At 45.6% G+C, this 26,069-nt stretch carries 21 protein-coding genes; 17 read left to right on the forward strand and 4 right to left on the reverse strand.

Features of this window, described 5'->3' with window-relative positions; all coding sequences use genetic code 11:
- Nucleotides 1-696: 696 nt before the first annotated feature.
- Nucleotides 697-1,824: a tRNA epoxyqueuosine(34) reductase QueG gene (gene queG, locus R7O12_RS16935; RefSeq protein WP_005381370.1), complete on the reverse strand. Its 1,128-nt coding sequence runs from the start codon at nt 1,822-1,824 to the stop codon at nt 697-699.
- A 276-nt stretch (nt 1,825-2,100) separates the two neighbouring features.
- Between queG and tsaE the strand changes: the two genes are divergently transcribed.
- The 8 genes from tsaE (at nt 2,101) to hflC (ending at nt 11,248) form a co-directional block, all read left to right on the forward strand.
- A complete protein-coding gene (gene tsaE / locus R7O12_RS16940; RefSeq protein ID WP_005381372.1) occupies nt 2,101-2,565 on the forward strand; it encodes a tRNA (adenosine(37)-N6)-threonylcarbamoyltransferase complex ATPase subunit type 1 TsaE in 465 nt (154 codons plus the stop codon).
- Nucleotides 2,559-4,268: an N-acetylmuramoyl-L-alanine amidase gene (locus R7O12_RS16945; RefSeq protein WP_005381374.1), complete on the forward strand. Its 1,710-nt coding sequence runs from the start codon at nt 2,559-2,561 to the stop codon at nt 4,266-4,268. The genes tsaE and R7O12_RS16945 overlap by 7 nt, the downstream gene beginning before the upstream one ends.
- Before the next feature lie 18 nt (nt 4,269-4,286).
- Nucleotides 4,287-6,299: a DNA mismatch repair endonuclease MutL gene (mutL, locus tag R7O12_RS16950; RefSeq protein ID WP_262598091.1), complete on the forward strand. Its 2,013-nt coding sequence runs from the start codon at nt 4,287-4,289 to the stop codon at nt 6,297-6,299.
- Nucleotides 6,296-7,228: a tRNA (adenosine(37)-N6)-dimethylallyltransferase MiaA gene (miaA, locus tag R7O12_RS16955; RefSeq protein ID WP_005381378.1), complete on the forward strand. Its 933-nt coding sequence runs from the start codon at nt 6,296-6,298 to the stop codon at nt 7,226-7,228. The genes mutL and miaA overlap by 4 nt, the downstream gene beginning before the upstream one ends.
- Before the next feature lie 194 nt (nt 7,229-7,422).
- Nucleotides 7,423-7,686 (forward strand): RNA chaperone Hfq, encoded by a 264-nt coding sequence (gene hfq / locus R7O12_RS16960; protein WP_005381379.1) that lies wholly within the window; start codon nt 7,423-7,425, stop codon nt 7,684-7,686.
- A gap of 38 nt (nt 7,687-7,724) precedes the next feature.
- Nucleotides 7,725-9,014: a ribosome rescue GTPase HflX gene (gene hflX / locus R7O12_RS16965; protein ID WP_005381380.1), complete on the forward strand. Its 1,290-nt coding sequence runs from the start codon at nt 7,725-7,727 to the stop codon at nt 9,012-9,014.
- A gap of 45 nt (nt 9,015-9,059) precedes the next feature.
- Nucleotides 9,060-10,265, forward strand: coding sequence for an FtsH protease activity modulator HflK (gene hflK, locus R7O12_RS16970; RefSeq protein WP_017633728.1), 1,206 nt, complete (start codon nt 9,060-9,062; stop codon nt 10,263-10,265).
- A gap of 2 nt (nt 10,266-10,267) precedes the next feature.
- Nucleotides 10,268-11,248: a protease modulator HflC gene (gene hflC, locus R7O12_RS16975; RefSeq protein WP_005381382.1), complete on the forward strand. Its 981-nt coding sequence runs from the start codon at nt 10,268-10,270 to the stop codon at nt 11,246-11,248.
- 63 nt (nt 11,249-11,311) lie between these two features.
- Here hflC and R7O12_RS16980 read toward each other — a convergent pair whose 3' ends face one another.
- The gene (locus R7O12_RS16980) at nt 11,312-11,497 is read right to left on the reverse strand and encodes a DUF2065 domain-containing protein (protein ID WP_005381383.1); all 186 of its coding nucleotides are present in this window, start codon (nt 11,495-11,497) and stop codon (nt 11,312-11,314) included.
- A 172-nt stretch (nt 11,498-11,669) separates the two neighbouring features.
- On the opposite strand from R7O12_RS16980, the gene R7O12_RS16985 reads away from it, so the two are divergent.
- On the forward strand, nt 11,670-12,986 hold the full coding sequence (locus tag R7O12_RS16985; protein ID WP_005381385.1) for an adenylosuccinate synthase: 1,317 nt from the start codon (nt 11,670-11,672) through the stop codon (nt 12,984-12,986).
- Nucleotides 12,987-13,202: 216 nt separating this feature from the next.
- Nucleotides 13,203-13,838 carry a flagellar protein MotX gene (gene motX, locus R7O12_RS16990; RefSeq protein ID WP_318126157.1) on the forward strand — a complete coding sequence of 212 codons (636 nt, stop codon included), beginning with the start codon at nt 13,203-13,205 and terminating at the stop codon, nt 13,836-13,838.
- A gap of 80 nt (nt 13,839-13,918) precedes the next feature.
- On the opposite strand, the gene hmpA is transcribed toward motX, so the two are convergent.
- The gene (gene hmpA, locus R7O12_RS16995) at nt 13,919-15,103 is read right to left on the reverse strand and encodes an NO-inducible flavohemoprotein (RefSeq protein ID WP_318126158.1); all 1,185 of its coding nucleotides are present in this window, start codon (nt 15,101-15,103) and stop codon (nt 13,919-13,921) included.
- A gap of 157 nt (nt 15,104-15,260) precedes the next feature.
- Between hmpA and nsrR the strand changes: the two genes are divergently transcribed.
- The 5 genes from nsrR to trpS all read left to right on the forward strand — a co-directional run bounded on the left by nsrR (nt 15,261) and on the right by trpS (nt 21,053).
- Nucleotides 15,261-15,686: a nitric oxide-sensing transcriptional repressor NsrR gene (gene nsrR / locus R7O12_RS17000; RefSeq protein WP_005381392.1), complete on the forward strand. Its 426-nt coding sequence runs from the start codon at nt 15,261-15,263 to the stop codon at nt 15,684-15,686.
- 115 nt (nt 15,687-15,801) lie between these two features.
- Entirely contained in the window at nt 15,802-18,309 is a 2,508-nt protein-coding gene (gene rnr / locus R7O12_RS17005; protein ID WP_258615885.1) for a ribonuclease R, read from the forward strand.
- Between the two features lie 70 nt (nt 18,310-18,379).
- Nucleotides 18,380-19,123, forward strand: a complete 744-nt coding sequence (gene rlmB, locus R7O12_RS17010; protein WP_005381395.1) for a 23S rRNA (guanosine(2251)-2'-O)-methyltransferase RlmB — start codon at nt 18,380-18,382, stop codon at nt 19,121-19,123.
- Between the two features lie 110 nt (nt 19,124-19,233).
- Nucleotides 19,234-19,920: a phosphoglycolate phosphatase gene (locus R7O12_RS17015; RefSeq protein ID WP_005382834.1), complete on the forward strand. Its 687-nt coding sequence runs from the start codon at nt 19,234-19,236 to the stop codon at nt 19,918-19,920.
- Nucleotides 19,921-20,036: 116 nt separating this feature from the next.
- On the forward strand, nt 20,037-21,053 hold the full coding sequence (trpS, locus tag R7O12_RS17020; RefSeq protein ID WP_005381398.1) for a tryptophan--tRNA ligase: 1,017 nt from the start codon (nt 20,037-20,039) through the stop codon (nt 21,051-21,053).
- 55 nt (nt 21,054-21,108) lie between these two features.
- Here the strand turns inward: trpS and R7O12_RS17025 are convergent, their stop codons facing one another.
- Complete coding sequence (locus tag R7O12_RS17025) at nt 21,109-21,483, reverse strand: hypothetical protein (RefSeq protein ID WP_318126161.1); 375 nt, start codon at nt 21,481-21,483, stop codon at nt 21,109-21,111.
- 544 nt (nt 21,484-22,027) lie between these two features.
- Between R7O12_RS17025 and R7O12_RS17030 the strand changes: the two genes are divergently transcribed.
- Together R7O12_RS17030 and R7O12_RS17035 are read left to right on the forward strand one after the other, a co-directional pair.
- Nucleotides 22,028-24,982 (forward strand): ExeM/NucH family extracellular endonuclease, encoded by a 2,955-nt coding sequence (locus R7O12_RS17030; RefSeq protein WP_318126163.1) that lies wholly within the window; start codon nt 22,028-22,030, stop codon nt 24,980-24,982.
- A 167-nt stretch (nt 24,983-25,149) separates the two neighbouring features.
- Nucleotides 25,150-26,064 (forward strand): LysR family transcriptional regulator, encoded by a 915-nt coding sequence (locus R7O12_RS17035; protein ID WP_033907171.1) that lies wholly within the window; start codon nt 25,150-25,152, stop codon nt 26,062-26,064.
- The last annotated feature ends 5 nt before the right edge of the window (nt 26,065-26,069 follow it).

Consider the following 26,069-nt stretch of genomic DNA (forward strand, 5'->3'; position numbering starts at 1 on the left):
GCGGGGTGGAGCAGCTTGGTAGCTCGTCGGGCTCATAACCCGAAGGTCGTCGGTTCAAATCCGGCCCCCGCAACCAAATACAAGACGATAGATTGAGTACTTATTTAGTATACAATTGTTAAGTCGTCTACGGATGCGCCGCTTGATTCAACGCCTGCTTCTCGCAACCAATCACATCGCTCTTTTCATAATGCTGCGAAGCATGAATCCCCAAAAGCTAAACTTTTATCCGCATCATATGATGTCGGACGATTTCGTTTGTGTTTAAAACACGATATGAATCGGCTGACGTACAAGTATGATGAGGCTTCGCGTGTTTTATCTACTTTAATTAACAGAGTTATCCACATACGTCGTTCTGTGGATAAGTTGGTTGATAAAGTGTTTTTAGCTTGACTTTTTATGATGGGGAAGAAAGATCTTTTCTCTAAAGTGAAGTGGAAACAACAAAGAAATATCAATTAACTCTTTGTTATACAAAGAAAAAATAAGTTTTTTGTCGGATCGAGTACGTTAAAATACGATCATTAACTGGTATTTTTTTGATCCTAGTCATTTCTCCGAGCTGTGTTTAACTTTTTTCTGCTAGCTTGTTTTTCTTGAATCTCAAATTTTTTTCCACATTACAAAATTGAGAACAAGGTCATGAATTGAACATGCAAAAGTACTTTCAATCTCTTGCATATAGACTACGCTCTATGCGTCTCTCGGCAGTCCCTTCTCGACTATCCTTATTAAGCGTTGCTTTTTCGTCTCTATAGATGAATTACTCTCAGTGGGGAGTTGATTCAGTTGCTCTGTCAAAGCCCATTTAATGTGCTCATCAAGTAATTTATTTTCACCTTGCCGACTTTCCAGCGCATCTATGATTCGCTGACTATATTCTGCATTACCAAGTGCGACAGCGATGTTACGTAGCCACTGTATATGACCAATACGACGGATAGCGGAGCCTTCCATATTTTTTAGAAAAGTCGCTTCATCCCAGTTAAACATGTCGACGAGGTCAGGGTTTTTGAAACTGTCACGACGGTGGAAATCATCTTGCTCCGTTATGTCGGCGTAGCGGTTCCATGGGCAAACCAATTGACAGTCGTCACAACCATAAATGCGGTTACCCATTGGCTTTCGAAACTCTTCAGGAATCACGCCATCGAACTCGATGGTGAGATAAGAGATACAACGCCTGGCATCGACAACTTTGTCTTCAACGATGGCTTGTGTTGGGCATGATGTAATGCATGCTTTGCATTTACCGCACTGATCAACGCTTGGCTCATCTACGGGTAGTGGTAAGTCGATAAGTAGTTCACCTAAAAAGAACCACGATCCACAGTCTTGATCTAAAATCAGGGAATGTTTCCCGGTCCAACCTAAGCCCGCTTTTTGGGCGAGAGGTCGCTCTAATATTGGTGCGGAATCAACGAAAGGTCGGTAACCATATTGACCAACCTCTTGTTCAATAAGTTTGCCGAGTTTATTTAGCTGCTTTCTGACGAGCTTGTGATAATCACGCCCTAGTGCGTAGCGGCTAATATAGGCATGACTTTTATTCGCGAGGTTTGAAGCGAATTGAGCCTCTGGTGGCAGATAGTCCATCCGGACGCTGATAACACGAACGGTTCCCGGGAGTAGCTCATGGGGTCTAGCACGCATCATACCGTGACGAGCCATCCAATCCATTGAGCCGTGATAGCCTGCATCAAGCCATTTTTGTAGTGCTGCTTCATGTTCACTCAGATCAACGTCGCAGATCCCAACTTTTTGGAAGCCGAGTTCTTTTCCCCAAACTTTGATTTGTTGTGCGAGTTGTTCGTAGTTCATGTTAACCACCGGAATAAAGGGGGGCGGATCTTAACGGATCTCTGGCTTTGGTGCTACCCAGTTAGGTACGTTTTTGATGTTGTGAATACTGCTTATTGAAGTCATTTGCATATATTCTAAATCTAGGTCGATACTAAGATGATTAAGATACCGTTTATTGGATACTTTTTTCGCACATATGACATTTGAAAGCTTGTCTCTCAAAACCAACACGGTTTACTATTCCTGTTCTTTTGATTTTTATATAGTCAACGATCATTAGTTAGAGAAGCATCAATGAGCACGAAACAATTCAATTTAAAAGATGAGCATGAAACGGTTGCACTAGGCACCGCTTTGGCTCAGCTTTGTTCCCAGCAAACCACAATTTATCTGCATGGTGATTTGGGTGCAGGTAAAACAACCTTTAGTCGTGGTTTTGTCCGTGCTCTTGGTCATCAAGGTAACGTGAAAAGTCCAACTTATACTCTAGTCGAACCGTACCAGTTGGATCAGTGGCAAGTATATCACTTCGACCTTTATCGTCTTGCGGATCCTGAAGAGCTTGAGTTTATGGGGATTCGAGACTATTTCACAGACGATGCGATTTGCTTGGTTGAATGGCCTGAAAAAGGGCATGGCTTACTGCCACAACCGGATCTTGATGTAAACATTCGCTACCAAGGTGAGCAACGTGTAGCCGAACTAACAGCTAATAATGATTATGGTGTGCAGTTACTCAGTCGATTGGAGCTATGTTGAGTTTTTCAAATTTTAGAGTAGTGGCGACGTTTGTCGCCACTTTTCTCCTTCTCATCCCCAATTTAGCATTTGCTAACGTCGTTAAGAGTTTTCGAGTTTGGCCTTCACCTGATGAAACGCGTGTTGTCATCGATTTAGGCTCGGAAGCTGACTATTCCTATTTCTCTTTATCAGGGCCGGATCGCCTTGTCGTGGATTTAAAAAGCACGACGATGCAGGCCAAACTGCCTGTTACTGTTACGGATAGCCCTGTTTTAAAACTGGTACGAAAAAGCTCGCCTCCAGAGAAGGGCACTTATCGTTTGGTGTTTGAACTAAAAAAGAGCGTTCAAGCGGAATTATTTAAATTAAGCCCAACACCAGGTGGGCAGTATGGTCACCGCTTGGTGATTGATTTACCGCACGGTAAGAAGGCATCGACCTCTAAACCGAGTAAGCCAGCGGCGGCCAGCAAAGACATGAGTTCAGTTCAACGAGCTCAAGAAGTGTTAATTGTTATCGACCCTGGTCACGGTGGGGAAGACCCTGGCTCTATTGGCCCTTCACGTCGTAAGTACGAGAAAGATGCGGTATTGAGTATCTCAAGAAAAATTGCTGCTCAGCTCGATGCGACTCCTGGTATTAAAACGCGCATGACTCGTACGGGAGATTATTTTGTAAACTTAAATCGTCGTGTCGCGATTGCTCGTGAAAATGATGCGCACTTGCTGATTTCCATTCACGCAGATGCGTTTACTTCACCGAAGCCTCGCGGTGGATCGGTCTTCGTACTAAATACTCGTCGTGCAAATACCGAAATTGCTCGTTGGGTCGAGAACCATGAGAAACAGTCTGAGTTATTGGGCGGCTCGGGTAATGCGTTCTTCACGAAGACAAAAGATCGTAACGTGAACCAAACTTTGTTGGACTTGCAGTTTAGTCATTCACAAAAAGAAGGCTATAAGCTGGCAACAGAAATCCTAGGTGAGATGGGACGTGTTGCGCACCTGCATAACACCAAACCGATCAACACCAGCCTTGCGGTTTTACGCTCTCCACAGATTCCGTCTGTGCTAGTGGAAACGGGCTTTATTTCTAACCCAACAGAAGAGCGTTTACTGTTTCAACGAGCGCACCAAGATAAGTTAGCTCAGGCTATCACTAAGGCGGTCGTCAAGTACTTAAAAGATAACCCACCAGAGGGTACGGTGTTCTCGCCTTCAGCGAAGCCAATGGTACATATTGTAAAGCGTGGCGAGTCATTATCGGTGATCGCGAACAAATATGGGCTTAGCTCTAAAGCGCTGATGTCGGCAAACAACTTGAAGTCGACAGGCTTGGCAATTGGTCAGAAGCTCAACATTCCTTCTGCTGGTACGATTAAAGTGCCAAGTAAACCGATTACTGTTGAGACAGAAACCATTACGCACAAGGTTAAGTCTGGTGAGTTCTTAGGTAAGATTGCGAATCACTATAAAGTGAAGGTTTCAGATATCCGCCGAGAGAATAACTTGAAGTCAGATACCTTGTGGGTAGGGCAAAAGTTGAAGATAACGGTCGCGGTAAAAGATAAACCGATTCGTAAGCACAAGGTTTCTCGGGGTGAGTTCCTTGGCAAAATAGCGTCCAAATACGGCGTTAGCGTATCGAGCATTCGTAAAGCGAATAACTTACGCTCTGATCAGCTAGCGGTTGGGCAAGTCCTGATCATTCCAAACAAGTAGGTGAGCTTCTAACTCATTATGACGATTAAAATTTTGCCAGCCAGACTTGCAAACCAAATCGCCGCAGGGGAAGTGGTCGAAAGACCTGCTTCTGTGATTAAAGAACTGGTTGAAAATAGTCTTGATTCTGGCGCAACTCGAATCGATATCGATATCGAGAAAGGAGGCGCAAAGCTGATTCGTGTTCGTGATAACGGAAAAGGTATCGCGAAAGATGAACTCGGCTTAGCGCTCAGTCGTCATGCGACATCTAAGATACATACCTTAGATGATCTCGAAGCCATTATGAGTCTAGGTTTTCGCGGTGAAGCGTTAGCCAGTATTAGCTCAGTCTCGCGTTTGACGCTCACGTCGCGTCCTGCGGCACAAGAAGAAGCCTGGAGTGCCTACTCCGAAGGGCGTGATATGCAGGTGAAGCTTAAGCCAGCAGCGCACCCGATTGGCACTACCGTTGAGGTGTTGGACTTATTTTTTAATACTCCAGCGCGTCGCAAGTTTCTTCGTACGGAGAAAACCGAATTTGCTCATATTGATGAGTTATTGAAACGTATTGCGTTAAGTCGCTTTGATGTCACCATCAATGTGCGTCATAACGGCAAGATCATCCGTCAATATCGCGCGGCGAAAAATCAGCTTCAAACCGAAAAGCGTATTGCTGCTGTCTGCGGTAATGCGTTTGTGCGGCATATGCTCAGAATCGAGCTTGAGCATCAAGGGTTAAAGCTACATGGGTGGATTACCACGCCAGAGGGAGCAAGGCAGCAAAGCGATTTACAATATTGCTATGTGAATGGCCGAATGATGCGTGACAAATTAATCAATCACGCGATTCGTCAAAGCTATGAAATGAGCTTAAAGCCAGATCAGTTTGCTGCGTATGTGCTCTTTATTGAGCTAGATCCGCACCAAGTAGATGTTAATGTTCACCCTGCTAAGCATGAAGTGCGTTTCCACCAAGCTCGTTTGGTGCATGATTTCATCTATCAAGCTTTGACGGATGCACTTGCGCAAAGCGCCGTGATTGATAAACCACAGGTGAATGAATCGGCATTTCATCGCGTGGAACCGACTGAGTCCGAAGAGATTGAGCATTCGCCAGAGCCTGAAAAAGTACAAGAGCCAGCATCTTCACCAGTACCAGAGCGGGTTTATCAAGCGATAGAGAGTACACCGGCTTATCCTGGACGCAGTGATTATGAAGTGAAGCCTCGTAATAGCGGTCCTAGTGAAACCTCCGTGCGAGAGGCGCGCGTAGTGGAGTCATTCAAACGTAATGATTGGGTGGAATCCAAACCTGCACCAAAGCCAAGTCACAGTAAAGAGCGCCACGTAGAACCAGCTCCAACTAAACAAGAAGTACGCGCTTATCACGAGCTGTTGAAAACGCCAGAGTTTGAGGCTCAGGCAGTCACTCCAATAGCGCCCCAAACGATAACTTCGCACACATCAATGCCATCGATTACTGCATTAGGCAAAGCGCTGATGGTGGTTGATGAACAATTTGTTTTGATGAGCAGTGACAGTGGGGCGGCGTTAGTCTCGTTACCTAGAGCAGAATTTTATCGTGTAAAAGGCCAGCTTTCTCCAAGCGATGGTGCACTCAAGGCACAACCTCTGCTTGTTCCTCTATCTATTAAGTTAGAGGCCGAATTAGTGAGACTGGCCCAAGATTATCAACAAGATTTGGCATTGCTTGGTATTCAATTGAAAGCGAGAAACGAGCACGCCTTAATGGTGATGGGCGTCCCAGCTCCGCTGCGTCAACAAAACTTACAAAATTTAGTACCAGATCTGTTATCTTACGCGCAATCTTGTGTGAACGAAGGTATAGCAGCGGCTCAGATGCTGTCTGAGTTGATAGATTGGCTCGCATTACAGGTCACGACAGTGAAGAGTCACTATACTTTTTCTGAAGCCATTCAAATTATTGCGGAACTTGAACAGCTAAGACATGGTCAATTGCCATTAGAAGATACAAAATTCGTATCCGCTGTTGATTTCTCTGCCACGATAGCCAAATTAAAACCATGACAGATAAACTACCTTTGGCGCTATTTTTAATGGGGCCAACTGCATCAGGCAAAACTGAGTTGGCGATTCGTCTTCGTCAAAAATTTCCGATTGAGATCATCAGTGTTGATTCTGCTTTGATCTACAAAGGGATGGATATCGGTACGGCGAAACCGGATGAAAAAGAGTTAAGTTTGGCGCCTCATCGCTTGATAGATATTTTGGATCCAAGTGAATCTTACTCTGTCGCCGACTTTCGTCGAGATGCATTGAAAGCGATGGATGATATTGTTGCAGAAGGAAAAATTCCACTTCTTGTGGGTGGAACAATGCTGTATTACAAGGCGTTACTTGAAGGTTTATCACCACTTCCTGCTGCAAATCCTGAAATTCGTCAGCAAATTGAACAAGAGGCATTGACTAAAGGTTGGTCAGTGTTGCACGATGAACTCAAAGAGGTTGATCCTGTGTCAGCCGCGAGAATCCATCCCAATGATCCCCAACGTTTATCTCGGGCATTGGAAGTTTTTCGCATTTCAGGTAAAACTTTGACTGAATTGACTCAAACGAAAGGTGAAAGCCTACCATACCGAGTCAAGCAGTTTGCAATAGCTCCCAAGGATAGGGCAGAACTTCACCGTCGGATTGAACTCCGTTTCGAGAAGATGATGGAAGCGGGCTTTGAAGAAGAAATGAAAGCGTTACATTCGCGAAAAGATCTTCACCCCGATCTTCCTTCCATACGATGCGTCGGTTACCGACAGATGTGGGAGTATTTAGATGGGGAGTGTACACGTGACGAAGCGGTATTTCGTGGCGTATGCGCGACTCGTCAATTGGCCAAGCGTCAAATCACCTGGTTACGCAGCTGGGATGATTTAACTTGGTTGGATAGCGAGAACATTGAACAGGCATTAGAAACGATGTCGGAAGCAATAGCATCTGATTGACATAGCTGTGTATAATGTGATCGTTTTTGCGTGAACGCACTCTCAAAGGATCTGTTGTTGGCAGTTTTTATACTATGCTGCTAATTACTTAGAGTGCATTTTTGATTCGTTTAGCTCAGATGCAAAAGCCGTATCTTTTGCATTGCACCACTAGCTAAATAATTACAACTACAAATTAAATAAGGAAAATAAAAATGGCTAAGGGGCAATCTCTACAAGACCCATTTCTAAACGCGCTACGTCGTGAGCGTATCCCGGTATCTATCTACCTTGTGAATGGTATTAAACTACAAGGTCAGATCGAATCATTCGATCAATTTGTGATCCTGCTGAAGAATACTGTTAACCAAATGGTGTACAAGCACGCGATCTCAACAGTTGTGCCGGCTCGTCCAGTGAGCCATCACAGCGGTGAACGTCCACAAGGTGAGCGTCCACAAGAGAAATCAGAAGATTAATTCTTCATCGAGTATTTTTAAAATAAGGAGTTGATTGCTTGTTTGACCGTTATGAATCCGGTGAGCGAGCCGTACTTGTTCATATCAACTTCACGCAAGAAGGTGAATGGGAAGATCTGGCTGAGTTCGAAATGCTGGTTTCTTCTGCTGGGGTAGAGGCGCTACAAGTGGTAACTGGTAGTCGTCAATCCCCACACCCGAAATACTATGTCGGAGAGGGTAAGGCCCAAGAGATTGCTACAGCGGTACAATCAACTGGTGCCGAAATTGTGATTTTTAATCACGCCCTCTCTCCTGCCCAAGAACGTAACCTCGAAGCACTGTGCCAATGTCGAGTTCTCGACCGCACTGGTCTTATTCTCGATATCTTTGCTCAACGAGCTCGAACACACGAAGGTAAGTTACAGGTAGAGCTGGCTCAACTTCGTCATATCTCTACTCGTTTGATTCGTGGTTGGACACACCTTGAAAGGCAGAAAGGTGGTATCGGTTTACGTGGCCCGGGTGAAACCCAGCTGGAAACCGACCGTCGCTTATTGCGTGACAGAATCAAAGCCATCCTGCGACGCTTAGACAAAGTAGCGAAGCAGCGTGAACAAGGGCGCCGCGCCCGAAATCGAGCTGAAATCCCAACGGTTTCACTTGTGGGTTACACCAACGCGGGTAAGTCGACACTCTTCAACCGTATTACAGAAGCTGGCGTGTACGCGGCTGATCAATTATTTGCTACTTTGGACCCGACTTTACGTAAGATAGAGTTAGCAGATGTTGGTCCTGCCATCTTGGCAGACACGGTTGGTTTTATTCGACATTTGCCACACGACTTGGTTGCGGCCTTCAAGGCAACCTTGCAGGAAACGCAAGAAGCTGACATTTTGTTACATGTTGTTGATGCCAGTGATGAGCGTTTTCGTGAGAATATTCAAGCTGTTCATGAAGTACTAGAAGAGATCGACGCGCATGAAGTGCCGACTCTGGTTGTCATGAACAAAATCGACAATCTAGATTCGCAGAAACCACGTATAGAACGAGACGAGGAAGGCGTACCTCGCGCAGTTTGGGTTTCAGCAATGGATGGGTTGGGCATTGATGTCCTGTTTGAGGCTCTGACGGAACGTCTGGCGTCACAAATGGTCGAGCATCAGTTGCGAATTCCTCCACAGTATCAAGGACGATTCCGTAGTACCTTCTTCCAAATGAAGTGTATTCAACGTGAGGAATATGACCAGGATGGTAACTTGTTGATCGATATTCGAATGCAGCAAGTAGATTGGTCTAGACTTGAAAAAAGAGAAGGGGCAGTTTTGACTGGCTTTATAGTCACTTAAAGGACTGCTACAGTATAACGTCATATCAAATGATGGAGCTTTCTAATGGCGTGGAATGAGCCTGGAAATAACAACGGCAACAATGGCCGCGATAATGACCCTTGGGGTAATAATAATCGTGGTGGCCAGCGTCCTGGTGGCCGAGATCAAGGTCCGCCAGATTTAGATGAAGTGTTCAACAAACTGAGTCAAAAGCTGGGCGGCAAGTTTGGTAAAAAAGGCGGCGGTGGTTCTCCAATCGGCGGCGGTGGTGGTAGTGCAATTGGCTTTGGCGTGATTGCTCTGATTGCTGTTGCAGTTTGGTTCTTCGCTGGTTTTTACACCATCGGTGAAGCAGAGCGTGGTGTTGTACTGCGTTTAGGTAAATACGATCGTATCGTAGACCCAGGTCTTAACTGGCGTCCTCGCTTTATTGATGAGTACGAAGCGGTAAACGTACAAGCGATTCGTTCACTACGTGCATCTGGTCTAATGCTGACCAAAGATGAAAACGTTGTAACAGTTGCGATGGATGTTCAGTACCGAGTGACTGACCCATACAAATACTTGTACCGTGTAACCAATGCAGACGACAGCTTGCGTCAAGCAACGGATTCTGCACTACGTGCAGTAATTGGTGACTCATTGATGGATAGCATTCTAACCAGTGGTCGTCAGCAAATTCGTCAAACTACGCAAGAAACACTGAACCAAATCATTGATAGCTATGATATGGGTCTGGTACTTGTTGATGTGAACTTCCAGTCTGCTCGTCCACCAGAGCAAGTGAAAGATGCGTTTGATGATGCAATCGCAGCACGTGAGGATGAAGAGCGTTTCATTCGTGAAGCTGAAGCATACAAGAACGAAATCTTGCCTAAGGCAACGGGTCGTGCAGAGCGTTTGAAGAAAGAAGCACAAGGTTACAATGAGCGTGTCACTAACGAGGCTCTTGGTCAGGTAGCACAGTTCGAAAAACTACTACCAGAATACCAAGCAGCGCCTGGTGTAACGCGTGATCGTCTGTACATTGACGCAATGGAAGAGGTGTACTCAAGCACTTCGAAAGTGTTGATTGACTCGGAATCAAGCGGCAATCTTCTTTACCTTCCAATCGATAAGTTGGCGGGACAAGAGGGCAAAGCAGATACCAAACGTAAATCGAAGTCATCTTCAACTTATGATCAAATTCAACTTGAGTCTGATCGTACACAAGAAGACACTTCGAACACGCAGTCTCGTTCAACAGGTTCACGTCAAGGGAGATACTAAGAATGCGTAAGTTAATGATCCCTGTACTGGTAATCGCACTGGCATTAATGTTGATGTCTTTGTTTGTGATTCCTGAAGGTGAGCGCGGTATCGTGGTTCGATTTGGTCGTGTCTTGAAAGACAATAACGACATCACTCGAATTTACGAGCCTGGTCTGCATTTCAAGATGCCTTTGTTTGACCGTGTGAAACAACTTGATGCACGTATCCAAACAATGGATGGTCGTGCAGACCGTTTCGTAACGTCTGAGAAAAAAGACGTTATCATTGATACCTACGTGAAGTGGCGTATTGAAGATTTTGGTCGCTACTACCTCGCGACAGGCGGTGGTAACTCGCTAACGGCAGAGGCACTACTTGAGCGTAAAGTGACGGACGTGCTTCGTTCTGAAATCGGTGCTCGTGAAATCAAACAGATCGTATCTGGTCCACGTAACGATGATGTGCTACCAGAAGACGCAAGTGCCGATGTTGTCGCAACTGAAGCGGCTCGTGAGGCGCTTGAGATTGATGGTGAACGCGACCTAATCATGTCTGAAGTATTGAAAGACACGCGTGAAAGCGCAATGAAAGACTTGGGTGTTCGTGTCGTTGATTTCCGAATGAAGAAAATCAACCTGCCTGATGAAATCAGTGAGTCTATCTACCGTCGTATGCGTGCGGAGCGTGAGTCCGTTGCTCGTAAGCACCGTTCTCAAGGTCGTGAAAAAGCGGAAGTTATTCGTGCTCAAGCAGAACTAGAAGTAGCAACTATTCTAGCTGAAGCTGATAAAACTGCGCGTGTGACACGAGGTGAGGCGGATGCTGAAGCTGCGAAGATTTATGCTGAAGCATACAACAAAGACCCTGAGTTCTTTAGCTTCCTACGTTCGCTACGTGCGTATGAGAAGTCCTTCAGCTCTAAGAGCGATATTCTGGTGCTTGATCCGAAGAGTGAGTTCTTCCAATACATGAACCAGTCGAAGGGCAGCATGGAGAAATAATCTCCGCGTCTCATTGAAATAAAAGGCTCCTTAGGGAGCCTTTTTTGTATCTGATGCTAAGTGCTAGCTCATCATGATGGCGATGACGGCTCCAGCAACTACTAGGCAGCCACCGATGCGTCGTAGCTGATTGTTGGGTTGTTCACTTAATTGAGCCACCATATTCCGCCAACCGTTAGGAGCAATCAGTGGCCCAATGCCTTCCACGATCAAGACGAGCCCAATCGCCAACCATATGGATTCAGACATAGCGCTTTCCAGTCGAATAGAGAAAGCTAAATACTATCAGTGATATGCTGATTTCAAAATGAACAAAGCGGCAAGATGACATTCTGGTAGCAACTCTGTGAACAAAAAATGACTGCAAGAAGCGTGATTCGGTGCTAGAATCCATTTTTAACTAGCAATCAGACTTGGAAAGATGGGAAATAACGTAGTCGTTCTAGGCACCCAATGGGGTGACGAAGGTAAAGGTAAAATCGTAGACCTTTTAACTGAAGATGCAAAATACGTGGTACGCTACCAAGGCGGTCACAACGCAGGTCACACTCTCGTAATTGACGGTGAAAAAACCGTTCTTCACTTAATTCCATCAGGTATCCTTCGCGATAACGTAAAATGTGTTATCGGTAACGGTGTTGTACTATCACCTGAAGCTCTACTTAAAGAAATGAAGCCTCTTGAAGAGCGCGGTATTCCAGTACGCGAGCGTCTTTTCATTTCTGAAGCATGTCCGCTAATTCTTCCTTACCACGTTGCAATGGACCAAGCTCGCGAAATCGCTCGCGGTAAAAAAGCTATCGGTACTACTGGTCGTGGTATCGGTCCAGCATACGAAGATAAAGTTGCTCGTCGTGGTCTACGCGTTGGCGACCTATTCGATATGGCGACTTTCGCAGAGAAGCTAAAAGAAGTCATGGAGTTCCATAACTTCCAACTAGTTAACTTCTACAAAGCGGAACCAGTAAGCTACGAAGAAGTACTTGAGCAAGCTAAAGGCTACGCTGAACTACTAACGTCAATGGTTATCGACGTAACTGACGAACTAGACGCAGCACGTAAGCGCGGCGACAAGATCATGTTCGAAGGTGCACAAGGTACACTACTTGATATCGACCACGGTACTTACCCGTACGTAACGTCTTCTAACACGACTGCTGGTGGTGTTGCTGCAGGTTCTGGTTTTGGTCCTCGTCACATCGGTTACATCTTGGGTATCGCAAAAGCGTACTGTACTCGCGTTGGTGCTGGTCCATTCCCGACTGAACTATACGACGGTTTAGATAAGCAAGATCCAATTGGTAAGCACTTAGGTGAAGTTGGCCACGAGTTCGGTGCGACAACTGGTCGTCTACGTCGTACAGGTTGGTTCGATGCTGTTGCTATGCGTCGTGCAATCCAAATCAACTCTGTATCTGGTTTCTGTCTAACTAAACTAGACGTACTAGATGGTCTAGAAGAGCTAAAAATCTGTACTGGTTACAAGATGGAAGATGGCTCCGTGCTAGAAGTTTCTCCGATGGCTGCTGAAGCATTCGAAAAAGCAACGCCAATCTACGAAACAATGCCTGGTTGGTCTGAGAACACATTTGGTGCTAAGTCACTAGATGCTCTACCACAAGCCGCTCTTGACTACATCAAGCGTATTGAAGAGCTAACTGGCGTTCCAGTAGACATCATCTCTACAGGTCCTGACCGTAACGAAACTATCATCAAAGTTCACCCATTCGAAGCTTAATTGATAGCCGTTAAAGATTGCAAAAGCCGACCTTCTGGTCGGCTTTTTTGTATCTGAACAAAAACAGCGTGACTCTCATATGGCAAGCTTTTGCCGCTGAGCCTAAATCAGAGGCAAAAATTGTCTAAAGCTTAGCTGTTTTTTGCCGATAAGGTTATCAAGCAGAGGAGATCCTTCACCGATCTTTGGTTTCTTAGATACCTTAAGGGTACGTTTATGAAGTTACGAACAGTGGCTGCTTCACTGTTGTTGACCTTGGTTGCTACCACAGTGAAAGCCAATGTTGCTTATGTGGGGGCACCAGTTCCGATCTATACCGAAGCAGAGCTGATAAAGCTTATTGAGCAAAATAAGCACTTACAACGTGTGCGCGCTGATAACTGCCAGCTGGTGGAGGATATCGTAGCTCGTGCGACTCGAATTAACTTACCCGCTTATGAATTTCTGTACGGAGATATGTTGGCTTGGGGTGTGTGTGTCGAGCAAGATGTCGAACTGGGTCTTTACTACATCGAAAATGCAGCGCATCAGGGGTTACCAGCTGCACTAGAGCAGATTGGCCGATACTATTCGCGTGGCACTTTAGTACAGCAAGATAAAGAACGTGCAATTCCATATTTGCGAGAAGCTGCGTCAATGGGAAACCTAAACGCGCGTATTCATCTGGCCGAGTTGCTTTTACGTGATTATGGCAGTCCACTCGATTACGAAGATGCGTATCGTTGGTTATATAACTCTGTCACAGCAGATAAGCGGCAGCATAAGCGCATAACTGTATTGAGAAACGGCCTTGAACAGCGCATGCCACAAAACGTTATTGCTCGAGCTAAACGGCGAGACACCTTTTGGTAACGCTTCAATATTGCAAACAACTTCATACAACAAAGCCCACGTCACGTGGGCTTTGTTGTTTTCCCGATAGTTGGTAGCGCTTAAACCACTTTGTGTGGACCGAAGCATTCGTAATGGAATTGCTCTTCTGGTACGCCAAGTTCTAATAGCTGTTTCGCTACGTGCTGCATAAATCCTACAGGACCACAGAAGTCTACCTGCACGTTATCTTGCTTTAATGCAGCTTCAATTTCATACAGATTGACAAAGCCCGTGAAGTGGAAGTCTTCGCCTAGCTTGTCTTCTGCCGTTGGTTGGTTATACCAAACGAGCGCGTTCATATTTTCTTTTTCTGCAACGAGTTGGCTTACGTGTTGCTTGAAAGCATGCTGTTGGCCATTTTCTGTTGCATGAACCCAAGTTACAGGTGCTTGATGTGCTGAGAGACTTTCTAGCATTGACAGCGTTGGAGTAAGTCCCACACCAGCAGAAATTAGAACAACGGGTGTTTGTGGTTCGGCATCCATAAAGAAATCACCGGCAGGGGCCGCAAGCTGCACTTTTTCGCCAATGTTCAGGCTATCGTGCAGGTAGTTCGACACTTTTCCGCCTTCTTCACGTTTTACTGAGATACGGTAGGTGTTCTCTTGGACCGCAGAAGACAGGCTATATTGGCGAATTTCTTGGTTTTCTAACTGGTCACTGTTGATGTAGATGCCAAGGTATTGTCCCGGTTTATACGGCGCCACTTTTTGGCCATCGGTTGGCTTGAACACAAAGCTGCAAATGTGTTCGCTCTCAATCTTTTTATCGACTAATTCAAATTCGCGTAGACCGCGCCAGCCGCCTTCCAAAGCTTCATTTTGTTGGTAAATTTGTTCTTCGCGCTGAATAAATACATTCGCAAGTACGCCGTAAGCCTCAGCCCAAGCATCCAACACTTCTTGACCTGGATTAAAAAGCTCATCGATTGTAGCAAGTAAATGCTTACCAACGATTTGGTACTGATCTTCTGTGATCAAAAAGCTCGTGTGCTTATGCGCAATTTTCTCTACTGCGCCAAGCAGAGCTGGCAAATTTTCAATATTGGCAGCATAGGCACAGATAGCGTTGAATAATGCTTCACGCTGATCGCCGTTACGCTGGTTACTCATGTTAAAAATATCTTTCAACTCAGGGTTATGAGTAAACATACGCTCGTAAAAGTGCGCGGTCAGTTTTGGTCCTGTTTCGGCGATGAGTGGTGCGGTCGCTTTGACGATCTCGATAGTTTGATTGCTGAGCATAAGGGCTTCCTACTTTAAGTTGTATTTATAATGCATGTTTAAAGTTGTATCTCAAATGTATCTTTCGATCAAGAAAAGATTTACACTTTTATCGATAGCTCAAGTTTGGGGTTTTAGCATCACCAGCGGGTTATTGAGTCGCACTTTGGGAGAGAATATGCAGTTAACTAGTTTCACTGATTATGCGTTGAGAACCTTAATTTTCTTGGCTTCGTTGCCGGAAGATGAGTTAACCAGCATTACCGAAGTGACGGATTTATTTGGTGTGTCGCGCAACCATATGGTTAAAGTTATCAATCGGTTAGGACAGTTGGGTTATGTCCATACCGTGCGCGGAAAAAACGGTGGTATCCGGCTGATGAAGCCAGCATCTGAAATCACAGTCGGTGGTGTTGTGCGCGATTTAGAGCCGTTAGATTTAGTCAACTGTGGTGTGGATTTTTGCCATATTACCCCTGCTTGCCGCCTCAAAGATAAATTGGCGAAAGCAAAAAGTGCCTTTCTGGCGGAGTTGGATGACTGCACGATTGAATCCTTGCTCAGTGACAATTCTGAACTTTTGATCTTGCTGGCTCGTCCTTAACTCATTTGCATGCCTAGAGTCGATCTCGATCATTCTTTTTTCAAAGCAATTCTGTAGCTTATCGAGAGACTCAGATATACTAGCCATATACCTTCCTTGCTAGATAGGCGTGCCTATGTCAGACAATATTCCAAACGATCCTTTTGCAGATCGTGAATCCAAAAATTACGAAAATCCAATTCCAAGCCGAGAGTTTATCATCGAGTTTCTAGAGCAAGCGGGCGTTCCAATGAATCGTAACGACTTGTTTGAGGCACTAAAGCTTCAGGGCGAAGAGCAATACGAAGGGTTGCGTCGTCGGCTACGTGCGATGGAGCGAGATGGCCAACTGGTGTTTACCCGCCGTCAGTGCTATGCATTGCCTGAAAAACTTGAAATGGTGAAAGGTTACGTGATTGGTCATCGTGATGGCCATGGTTGGGTACGTCCAGAAGGCAGCGTCGGCAAGGATGATGATATTCTGTTACCGCACCATCAGATGAAGAACATCATCCACGGTGATTTTGTCTTAGTGCAACCTACAGACAACAGCAAGCGCGGCCGCCGTGAAGGACGTTTGGTGCGTGTGCTAGAGGAGCGTAATGATCAAATCGTTGGTCGTTTCTTCCTTGAATATGGATACTCCTATGTTGTCCCAGATGACTCGCGTATCAGCCAAGATATCCTGATCCCAAATGAGCACAAAGCGGGTGCACGCATGGGTAACGTAGTCGTAATTGAAATTACTGATCGTGGCTCACGCTCACGCGGCATGATGGGTAAAGTGGTTGAAGTCCTTGGTGAAAACATGGCACCAGGTATGGAAACACAAATTGCGATTCGTACACACCAAATCCCTCACGAATGGCCAGAAGCCGTCGATAAACAAATCGAAAACTTAGGCGAAGAAGTACCAGAAGAAGCGAAAGTTGGTCGTGTGGATCTACGTGATTTGCCACTAGTGACCATTGACGGCGAAGACGCACGAGACTTTGATGATGCCGTTTACTGTGAAAAGAACAAAGAAGGTGGTTGGCGTTTATGGGTAGCGATTGCTGACGTCAGTTACTACGTTCGTCCTGACTCTGCGTTGGACAAAGAAGCGATCAATCGTGGTAACTCAGTATATTTCCCTTCGCAAGTTGTGCCAATGTTGCCAGAAGTACTGTCGAACGGTCTATGTTCGCTTAACCCGCAAGTAGATCGCTTGTGTATGGTGTGCGAAATGACCATTTCCGATACAGGTAAGCTGTCTGGTTACAAGCATTACGAGGCGGTGATGAACTCGCACGCTCGTCTCACATATAGCAAAGTGAGCGCGATTCTAGAAGGGGATGAAGAACTACGTGAGCGCTACCAGCCGCTTGTTTTTCATCTAGAAGAGTTGCACAAGATGTACAAAGTGCTGAAAGAAGCACGAGATCAACGCGGTGCAATCGAATTTGAAACCGTTGAAACCAAATTTATTTTCAATGCGGAACGTAAAATCGAAAGCATTGAGCCAGTAATTCGTAATGACGCGCATAAGATCATCGAAGAATGTATGATTTTAGCCAACATTGCTTCGGCATCGCTGGTAGAAAAAGCGAAAGAGCCCGCGCTTTATCGTATCCACGAATCTCCAGGTGAATTACGCCTGCAAGGTTTCCGTGACTTCTTAAGTGAACTTGGTCTTGAGCTAAAAGGTGGTTTAGAGCCTTCACCAACGGACTATGCTGATCTCGCACGTCAAATCTCCGGGCGTCAAGATCAAGAGTTGATTCAGACCATGCTGCTACGCTCAATGAAGCAAGCGGTATACAACGCAGATAACGCGGGGCACTTTGGGTTGGCATTGAAACGCTATGCGCACTTTACGTCGCCAATTCGTCGTTACCCTGACTTGTTACTTCACCGTGCAATCAAGTATCTGATTGCTAAAGAAGAAGGTCGTAATCAAGATCGCTGGACACCAACAGGTGGCTATCATTACTCGTTTGACGACATGGATTTTTACGGCGAACAATGTTCGATGACAGAGCGCCGTGCTGATGATGCAACACGTGATGTTGCGGATTGGCTGAAGTGTGAATATATGCAAGACCACGTCGGTGACGAACTAGACGGTGTTATTGCTAATGTCACTAGCTTTGGCTTCTTTGTACGTTTAACGGATTTGCACATCGATGGTTTGGTACATATTTCTACCCTTGCGAACGACTACTATCAATTTGACCCGATTGGTCAACGACTTATTGGTGAAAGTTTCGGTAACATCTACCGCTTAGGTGATGCAGTAAAAGTAAAAGTACTGGCTGTTAACCTCGATGATAAGCAAATTGACTTTGAATTGGTCGAAACAAGTCGTAAGCTACGCGGCGAAGGTAAGACTGCGAAGAAACGCGCAGCGGAAGCAAAGCGCAAAGCGAAAGATAAAAAACGCGCTGCGACTCGCTCTTCATCGAAGGAAGGTGGCGCGGCTCGTGCAGTTCCTGCGATAGAGCCAACTAAACGCCCAGAAGAAACGGGCGCAACGAGTAAGCGTAATGGCCCAAAACGTGGTGACGCCGAAGGCAACGAGAAGCCTAAAGTGAAAAAAGCACGTAAAAAGAAGCCGCACAGTAAGCCGAAGAAAACCAAGCGCACTAAAAAAGAAGCGCAGTAGTAGGTTGAAGCGCCAACTTAGTTCAAACTTGGTTGGCGCAGGCAATACGACCAGAACAACAGGTTAAACAATGAGTAACGAATTTATCTACGGCATTCACGCAGTGAAGGCGGTATTGGAGCGCGAACCAGAGCGTTTTATCGAGGCGTACGTTTTAAAAGGTCGTCAAGATGATCGCCTAATGCCAATCCTAAATGATCTTCAGGTTTGTGGTGTTTCTATTCAGCAGATGACACGTAAAACTTTGGATGACAAAGCGCGCGGTGCAAATCACCAAGGCATCATCGCTCGTGTGAAACCAGCGAAGCAGCTGAATGAGAACGATATAGATGATATCCTGGCGCAGCACGAATCACCACTGCTATTAGTGTTAGACGGAGTGACCGATCCACACAATCTTGGTGCGTGTTTACGTAACGCAGATGCGGCAGGTGCTGCGGCGATCATCGTACCGAAAGATCGTTCTGCACCGATGAACGCAACCGTAAGCAAAGTGGCTTGTGGTGCAGCTGAAGTCGTGCCATTGATCCGAGTGACTAACTTGGCTCGTACTATGCGTACATTGCAAGAGAAAGGCATCTGGTTTGTTGGTACTGCGGGCGAAGCAACGCACGACATCTACCAAGCAAAACTGACTGGACCCCTTGCTATCGTAATGGGGGCAGAAGGTGATGGTATGCGTCGTCTGACTCGTGAAACCTGCGACGATTTGATTAAGATCCCAATGGCTGGTAGCGTTTCAAGCTTGAACGTATCTGTGGCATCCGGCATCTGTTTGTTTGAGGCAGTTCGTCAGCGTATTGCTGCAAAGTAACGACGAAACAAACAGTTACTGTAGAATCAGACATAATGATAAAAACAAAGGATGGGGTGCCATCCTTTGTCGTTTTCACCGATTTATAAATAAAAATCCTCAGGGAAGTTATGACTCAACAAGACATTAAATTCATCGCCTTCGATCTAGATGGTACTTTGCTTGATAGCGTGCCAGATCTAGCTGTCGCGGCAGACCAAGCGGTACAGGCGCTTGGCTTTCCATCGGTTTCAGAAGAACAAGTTCGTGATTATGTGGGTAACGGCGCAGACGTGCTTATTGGTCGCTCATTAAGCCAAAGCCTGACCATCAACCCAGAGCTGAGTGAAGAGCTTCGTGCTAAAGCGCGTGTATTGTTTGATGACTACTACGAGCAAAGCGGTCACAAGCTAAGTCATCTTTACCCAACGGTAAAAGAGACACTAGCAGAGCTGCACAAAGCGGGCTTTGTTATGGCGTTGGTGACTAACAAACCTTCAAAGTTTGTGCCTGACGTTTTGGAAAAGCACGACATCGCAAAATACTTCGTTGATGTCCTTGGCGGTGATGCATTCCCAGAGAAAAAACCAAACCCAGTAGCATTGAACTGGTTGATGGAAAAGCACCAAATCCAACCAAGTGAAATGCTGATGGTTGGCGACTCGAAAAACGACATTCTCGCAGCAAAGAATGCAGGCTGTGCCTCATTTGGTCTGACATATGGTTACAACCACGGTGAACCTATTTCAGCATCAAATCCAGATTTCGTCGCTGACAGTTTGGCAGAATTATTGGACGTTGTAGCGGTTTCTGCATAACGGCTACAAAAGAGCTTCCAAAATACTCGTTAATGAGTACACTGAGTAAACCGTGCACCTATTACTGCACGGTTTTTTTCATTTAATTAGATTAAGAAGTCAAAGGAATCATTCTAATGAGCAAACCCATTGTATTGAGTGGTGTTCAACCTTCAGGTGAACTAAGTATCGGTAACTACTTGGGTGCTCTACGTCAATGGCAGCAGATGCAAGACGATTATGATTGCCAATATTGTGTGGTAGACCTTCACGCGATTACGGTTCGTCAGGACCCTAAAGCGCTGCATGAAGCAACTCTAGACGCACTGGCAATTTGTCTGGCAGTTGGTGTTGACCCGAAGAAGAGCACGCTATTTGTTCAGTCACATGTACCAGAGCATGCTCAATTAGGTTGGCTTCTTAACTGTTACACTCAAATGGGTGAGCTGAGCCGTATGACTCAGTTTAAAGACAAATCGGCACGTTACGCGAATGACGTAAACGTCGGTCTATTTGACTACCCGGTGTTGATGGCTGCTGACATTTTGCTTTACGGTGCGCACCAAGTACCTGTAGGCAGTGACCAGAAGCAACATCTAGAATTAGCGCGAGATATCGCAACGCGTTTCAACAATATTTACTCGCCAGAGCAGCCAATCTTCCAAGTTCCAGAGCCTTACATTCCGACAGTAAATGCGCGTGTAATGAGCCTTCAAGACGCAACGAAGAAGATGTCTAAATCTGATGACAACCGTAAGAACGTTATCACGCTGCTGGAAGAGCCTAAGTCGATCCTTAAGAAGATCAACAAAGCGCAAACCGATACCGAAACGCCACCAAGTATCCGTCATGATATCGAGAACAAGGCGGGCATTGCTAACCTAATGGGTCTGTACTCTGCGGCGACAGGCATGAGCTTCGAAGAGATTGAAGCGAAGTACCAAGGCGTAGAAATGTATGGCCCATTTAAGAAAGATGTTGGTGAGGCAGTTGTAGCAATGCTTGAGCCAATTCAAGCAGAATATCACCGTATTCGCGCTGATCGTGCTTACATGGACGAGGTAATGCAGCAAGGCGCTGAGAAAGCCTCGGCACGAGCGGCTGAAACGCTTAAGAAAGCATACGAAGCAGTAGGTTTTGTAGCTCGCCCATAGTTGCTAAGAACGAATACGAAAAGCTCCACTTTGGTGGAGCTTTTTTATGCCTGTATTACTGAAATGGTGTGTCTTTCATACAGCGTTCCATGTCGTAATATTCAACACGTCCTCGAGCCCCTAGAAAGGCAGACTTCACAACCATGCCTCTATCAATGAAGTAACTAAGCTGTACGCATGATATATCGTAGCTGAGTTCTTTAATTCTCGCTGGAATCCAGTAGGTTCCTGGCGTTCTTAGACGCTGAGTAAAGGTAATAACACCCTCGTCACTGACTTCTAGCTCTTCAATACCATCCAGTTCATTTTTGGCTGATTCGATGATGTCTTGATTCGCCGTAGGTTGAAGTGGCTCACTGGCGGTCAACTGACACCCCGCTATCAAGCCAAGTAGGGAGAAAGCTAGCACACTGCGTTGAATTTTTTTCATTTGTCGTTCCTGGGTTTACAGCTAATGAGATCTTATTGTCTCGCGCAGGTGTTATATCTTTTGTGTATGTTTTTGGCTAGTGAGTAATGAAAAGTTATTGAATAAATCATGAACACTTTGAAGTATGAGGGGCCTGTATAAGAGAGAACGAAGCGAGTAATAGATTCTTGGGCTTGAACAGTGATACAAGTGAAAATTAAAGCATTCTAAATTAGTGACTAATTATATTTTTTATTTGTAACAGGAACGGTTGGGTTAATAAGCAACTCAACAAGTGATGTATTTTCTACTCCTTAACATGAAGTGAAAAAGTAAACTGAGTAATCAATCTAAATTCTGATTTGTTTATCAATAGCGCTCTGTATTTATTACAAAAAATGTTTGAATGGGATGCTCTGGCATATTTTCTTATATTCACATGTGATTCATTTCACGGCTTTAATTGCTCATTCTTATTTATTTCATAAATAAACCTGATAGTAGACGCAAATGGCAGGCTCTAACCAGAGCTAAATTTGCATTTACATAAATATCAGGTATGACAATGGACACGTTAATCAAACCCTCAATACTCGCATTAACCATCGCCAGTGCACTTAGTGCAAACGCGAACGCAGAGATTATTATTTCCCAATACGTAGAAGGCGGCGCTTATAATAAAGCGGTAGAGATCGCTAATACGGGTGATACTGCGGTGACACTCACTGGCTACGAGTTGGCGAAATCATCAAACGGTGGTGGTACTTGGGGCAGCACATTCGACCTTAGCCAAGTGACGATACAAGCTAACCAAGTGTATGTACTGGCGCATGGTGACGCGAGCGATACCATCAAAGCTATCGCCGATATCACAGATAAAAGCGTTGCGAACTTTAACGGTGACGACCCGATCGCACTGCTGAAAGATGGTGAAGTGCACGACATCATCGGTGTGATGGGTGACGTAGATTTTGGTAAAGACACCACATTAGTTCGTAACAGTGATGCACTAACCCCTTCTGCTACTTATGATGCATCTCAGTGGACGGCATTTGAGAAAGACAACATTGACGGCCTTGGTGAGCTAAATGCGACTGAGCCACCAGCACCATTCGCTTGTGAAGTCGACGGTCAGCAACCTAACTTCACTACCATCCAAGATATTCAAGGTGAAGGCGATACGTCTCCATTCATTGATGGTTACCCATACATTACTGACGAAGATCATTTCGTAACGGGTGTCGTGACTGCTGTTACCACTGGCCTAACCAAAGGTTTCTACCTACAAGCATTAGAAAGCGACAACAACGACAAGACCTCAGAAGGCTTGTTCATTCATACTGACGCGGCAGACACGGCGCTGAAAGCTGGTGACGTTGTTTGTGTGAAAGGTAAAGTTCAAGAGTATTACAGCAATACTCAGCTTGCTTCTGATGCTAACAGCTATGTGAAAACAGGCACCTCTGAAACCTCTCGAGTTACCGATCTTGTTATCAAAGAAGGTGAGACACTACGTGATGCGCTTGAGCGTCATGAAGGGATGCAAGTTGAGTTGACCTCGGCAAGTGACTTGTTTGTAACTCGCAACTTCTCTTACGACTACGATTCACGTCGTAACAATATGATGCTCTCTCATGAAGCGCCATTGTTAAAGCCGACTCAATTACACGCGGCAGAGAGCGATGCAGCCGTTGAGCTAGCAAAAGACAACGCAGCAAACCGCGTATACCTAGAATCAGATGGCAAAGCACCAAACGGCCAAATCCCATACTACCCAGATTTTGCTAAAGATGCAGACCAAGATGGCTCTTCAGAGCAGCACATTCGCCTTGGTTCTCGAGTAGAAGGTCTTCAGGGTGTCGTGGCTTACAGCTACAACGAATACCGCCTGATTGCGACCAATGAAGTCGATAACACCAACTTTGTGACTTCAGGTGAAGGCTTCGATGTGGCTCGTAAAGATGCCCCAGCGATTGCGGACTCAGATTTGCGTATTGCAAGCTTCAACGTACTGAACTACTTCAACTCCGTGGCTGACAGTGGCCATGAAAACCCAACCGGACAAAACCGTGGTGCGACTAACCTAGATGAGTTCCTGATCCAACAAGCGAAAATCGTTGCGGCGATGAACAAGATGGACGCTGACATCATTGGTTTGATGGAAGTGGAAAACAACGGCTTTGGTGATGGCAGTGCTATCCAAAACTTAGTTGATGCCCTAAATGCTGAGATTGATGACGCTGAAGATCATTACACGTATGTCGAAATCGAAGAGCAAGACAAATACCAAGACGAATACTTTGGCAGTGATGCGATCATGGTGGCGATTTTATATCGTGCTAACGCAGTAACGCCAAAAGACGCTGCAAAAGTGATCATCACGCCAGAGCAGCACATTGCAGAAAACACAATTACTCGTAAAGAGGGCACAGAAAGTAACCCTGCTTACGATAAGTACCAACGCCACAGTCTACTTCAGACCTTTACGGTGAAAGAGACGGGTGAAGATTTGTCTATTGTCGTAAACCACTTTAAGTCGAAAGGCTCTGAGTGTATTGAAGAGTGGATTGCTGGTGTAGAAGATTCTGAGCCAGCGGATCTGCAAGGCAACTGTAACAACTTCCGCGTTTCTGCTGCGCACGCAGTGGGTGAAGCGTTGAAAGAGGTGAAAGGCGATGTATTGCTCATGGGCGACCTCAATGCTTATGGCATGGAAGACCCACTTCTGACACTGACTGATTACTCGAAAGAGAAATACGGCCGTGACATTTATACTGCTGCTTACACAACCATTGGTGATGGTGAACTTCAAGTAGAGAAGACCAAAATTGAAAAAGGTTACGGTCTGCACAACTTAAACACGTTGCTGCACGGCACTGATACGTTTTCTTACACCTATTCGGGCGAGCTGGGTAATTTGGACCACGCATTGGCAAGCAGTAGCCTAGCGCAAAAAGTGGTAGCAATTGAAGATTGGCACATCAACTCTCTAGAAAGTAACTTGTTTGAATACAGCAGCAAATACACGGGTGACATGCCGAAGTACAAAGATGCGTTCTCTGCCTCTGACCACGATCCAGTGATCATCGCGATTGATTTACCAGATGATGACATCGATTTACCGAAAGCAGGTGACAACTTAGCCGTCGATGTCCGTTTACCACCAACGGCGGTTGTGGGCGATATTGTTACGGTGAACTTAACGCCATCCACACAAGCGGCTGCGGCAAGCAGCGATACGAAAGCTTACTCGGCTAGCCAAACTTTAGTTCAAGCTGATATTGATGCGCGTAGCGTGAATATTGAGTTTGAACAAACGCCAGAGCAAGGTAATTATCAGTTAGAAGAGAAAGTGACTGACTCGACAGGTAATATCGTGAAGTTTAGCTCTGTTCGTGATGTTTCAATGACGCAAACTGAAGCTGGAACAGAAGTGTCGAAGGATTCAGATGGTGGTTCGTTTGGTTTTGGCGCGCTATTTGCGCTGCTAGGTCTCGGCTTATTCCGTCGTCGCCGCTAAGCGAATTTACTTCCTGACAAACAGTTCCTAAATAGCTGTAAAGACCAAAGGCCAGCCTATGCTGGCCTTTATGTTCAGAAAAAATATAGAAATGGATAATCATATTGACGTATTAGTTACCAAGTTTGGGTATACTTTTTCAGCAGAGCAAAGGGTGAGACTACTAAATGGACATTAGCTATCGTCAGCTCAAAGCTTTTATCGCCTTGGCTGAGGAACAAAATTTTACTTATGCCGCTGAAAAGGTGCACATCACCCAGTCTGCGTTGAGCCAGATGATGAAAAAGCTGACCCAGCAACTTGCCAGCGAACTCTATCAGCGCCAAGGCAGGAAAATCATCCTCACCGAAGCGGGCGAGCAGTTGTATCAGGAAGCGCGATTTATCGTTAATCGCTTGGATAAACTAGTTCAGCAAAACAAAGACCGCCAGCACGGCTACAACAAGTCGCTGGTGGTTTCGTCGCTATATACGTTGTGTGCATCCTTAGCGCCGAAAACCCTCAATGACCTGAAAAAGCGCTATCCAGATTTTACTTTTCGCTTAATTGAAGAACGGGTTGATGACATTACCCATTCAGTACTACAAGGGCAGGCAGACATCGGCATCAACACCAATCCGAATCACCCAGAATTGAACTTTGATTTACTGTTTCGCGATTACCTGTGCTTTGTTTGCCGGCAAGACCATCCGCTCGCCGAGCATAAGCAAGTCAGTTGGGAACAAGCGCATCAATACGCGTCGATTGGTGTCAGCCCCGGGAACAGTTTACGCACACTTGCCGACGAAGCGTTTCAACGCATTGGTTTAACCTATGATCCGGAGTTGAGCGCTTCGCATACCTCAACACTATTAGGGATGATTTCCAGCGGACTAGGTTCGACGATTCTGTCTTCCACTATCGGTGAGTTGAGCAACAACGTGGAAGTTCGCTTTATTCCGATTGTTCAACCGGTTCAGTACCGCTCAGTAGGGCTCATTACACGTAAAGAAACTCATCGAGAGTTAGTCGATGAGTTCAGTTTGATTTTGAAAAAGCATGTCAGCGACTGGGGCTTTGCTGAGTTTATCCCCAGTCGTTAAGCGAC

This window comes from Vibrio sp. Vb1574, from assembly GCF_033338675.1.

Excerpts from the sequence above, each read along its gene's own strand:
- R7O12_RS17035 (WP_033907171.1), top strand. The coding sequence starts at position 25,150 with ATGGACATTAGCTATCGTCAGCTCAAAGCTTTTATCGCCTTGGCTGAG.
- R7O12_RS16945 (WP_005381374.1), top strand. The coding sequence starts at position 2,559 with ATGTTGAGTTTTTCAAATTTTAGAGTAGTGGCGACGTTTGTCGCCACT.
- R7O12_RS17015 (WP_005382834.1), top strand. The coding sequence starts at position 19,234 with ATGACTCAACAAGACATTAAATTCATCGCCTTCGATCTAGATGGTACT.
- miaA (WP_005381378.1), top strand. The coding sequence starts at position 6,296 with ATGACAGATAAACTACCTTTGGCGCTATTTTTAATGGGGCCAACTGCA.
- hflK (WP_017633728.1), top strand. The coding sequence starts at position 9,060 with ATGGCGTGGAATGAGCCTGGAAATAACAACGGCAACAATGGCCGCGAT.
- tsaE (WP_005381372.1), top strand. The coding sequence starts at position 2,101 with ATGAGCACGAAACAATTCAATTTAAAAGATGAGCATGAAACGGTTGCA.
- R7O12_RS16980 (WP_005381383.1), bottom strand. The coding sequence starts at position 11,497 with ATGTCTGAATCCATATGGTTGGCGATTGGGCTCGTCTTGATCGTGGAA.
- hmpA (WP_318126158.1), bottom strand. The coding sequence starts at position 15,103 with ATGCTCAGCAATCAAACTATCGAGATCGTCAAAGCGACCGCACCACTC.
- R7O12_RS17030 (WP_318126163.1), top strand. The coding sequence starts at position 22,028 with ATGGACACGTTAATCAAACCCTCAATACTCGCATTAACCATCGCCAGT.
- R7O12_RS16985 (WP_005381385.1), top strand. The coding sequence starts at position 11,670 with ATGGGAAATAACGTAGTCGTTCTAGGCACCCAATGGGGTGACGAAGGT.
- nsrR (WP_005381392.1), top strand. The coding sequence starts at position 15,261 with ATGCAGTTAACTAGTTTCACTGATTATGCGTTGAGAACCTTAATTTTC.
- R7O12_RS17025 (WP_318126161.1), bottom strand. The coding sequence starts at position 21,483 with ATGAAAAAAATTCAACGCAGTGTGCTAGCTTTCTCCCTACTTGGCTTG.
- queG (WP_005381370.1), bottom strand. The coding sequence starts at position 1,824 with ATGAACTACGAACAACTCGCACAACAAATCAAAGTTTGGGGAAAAGAA.
- rlmB (WP_005381395.1), top strand. The coding sequence starts at position 18,380 with ATGAGTAACGAATTTATCTACGGCATTCACGCAGTGAAGGCGGTATTG.
- hflC (WP_005381382.1), top strand. The coding sequence starts at position 10,268 with ATGCGTAAGTTAATGATCCCTGTACTGGTAATCGCACTGGCATTAATG.
- hfq (WP_005381379.1), top strand. The coding sequence starts at position 7,423 with ATGGCTAAGGGGCAATCTCTACAAGACCCATTTCTAAACGCGCTACGT.
- mutL (WP_262598091.1), top strand. The coding sequence starts at position 4,287 with ATGACGATTAAAATTTTGCCAGCCAGACTTGCAAACCAAATCGCCGCA.
- trpS (WP_005381398.1), top strand. The coding sequence starts at position 20,037 with ATGAGCAAACCCATTGTATTGAGTGGTGTTCAACCTTCAGGTGAACTA.
- rnr (WP_258615885.1), top strand. The coding sequence starts at position 15,802 with ATGTCAGACAATATTCCAAACGATCCTTTTGCAGATCGTGAATCCAAA.
- motX (WP_318126157.1), top strand. The coding sequence starts at position 13,203 with ATGAAGTTACGAACAGTGGCTGCTTCACTGTTGTTGACCTTGGTTGCT.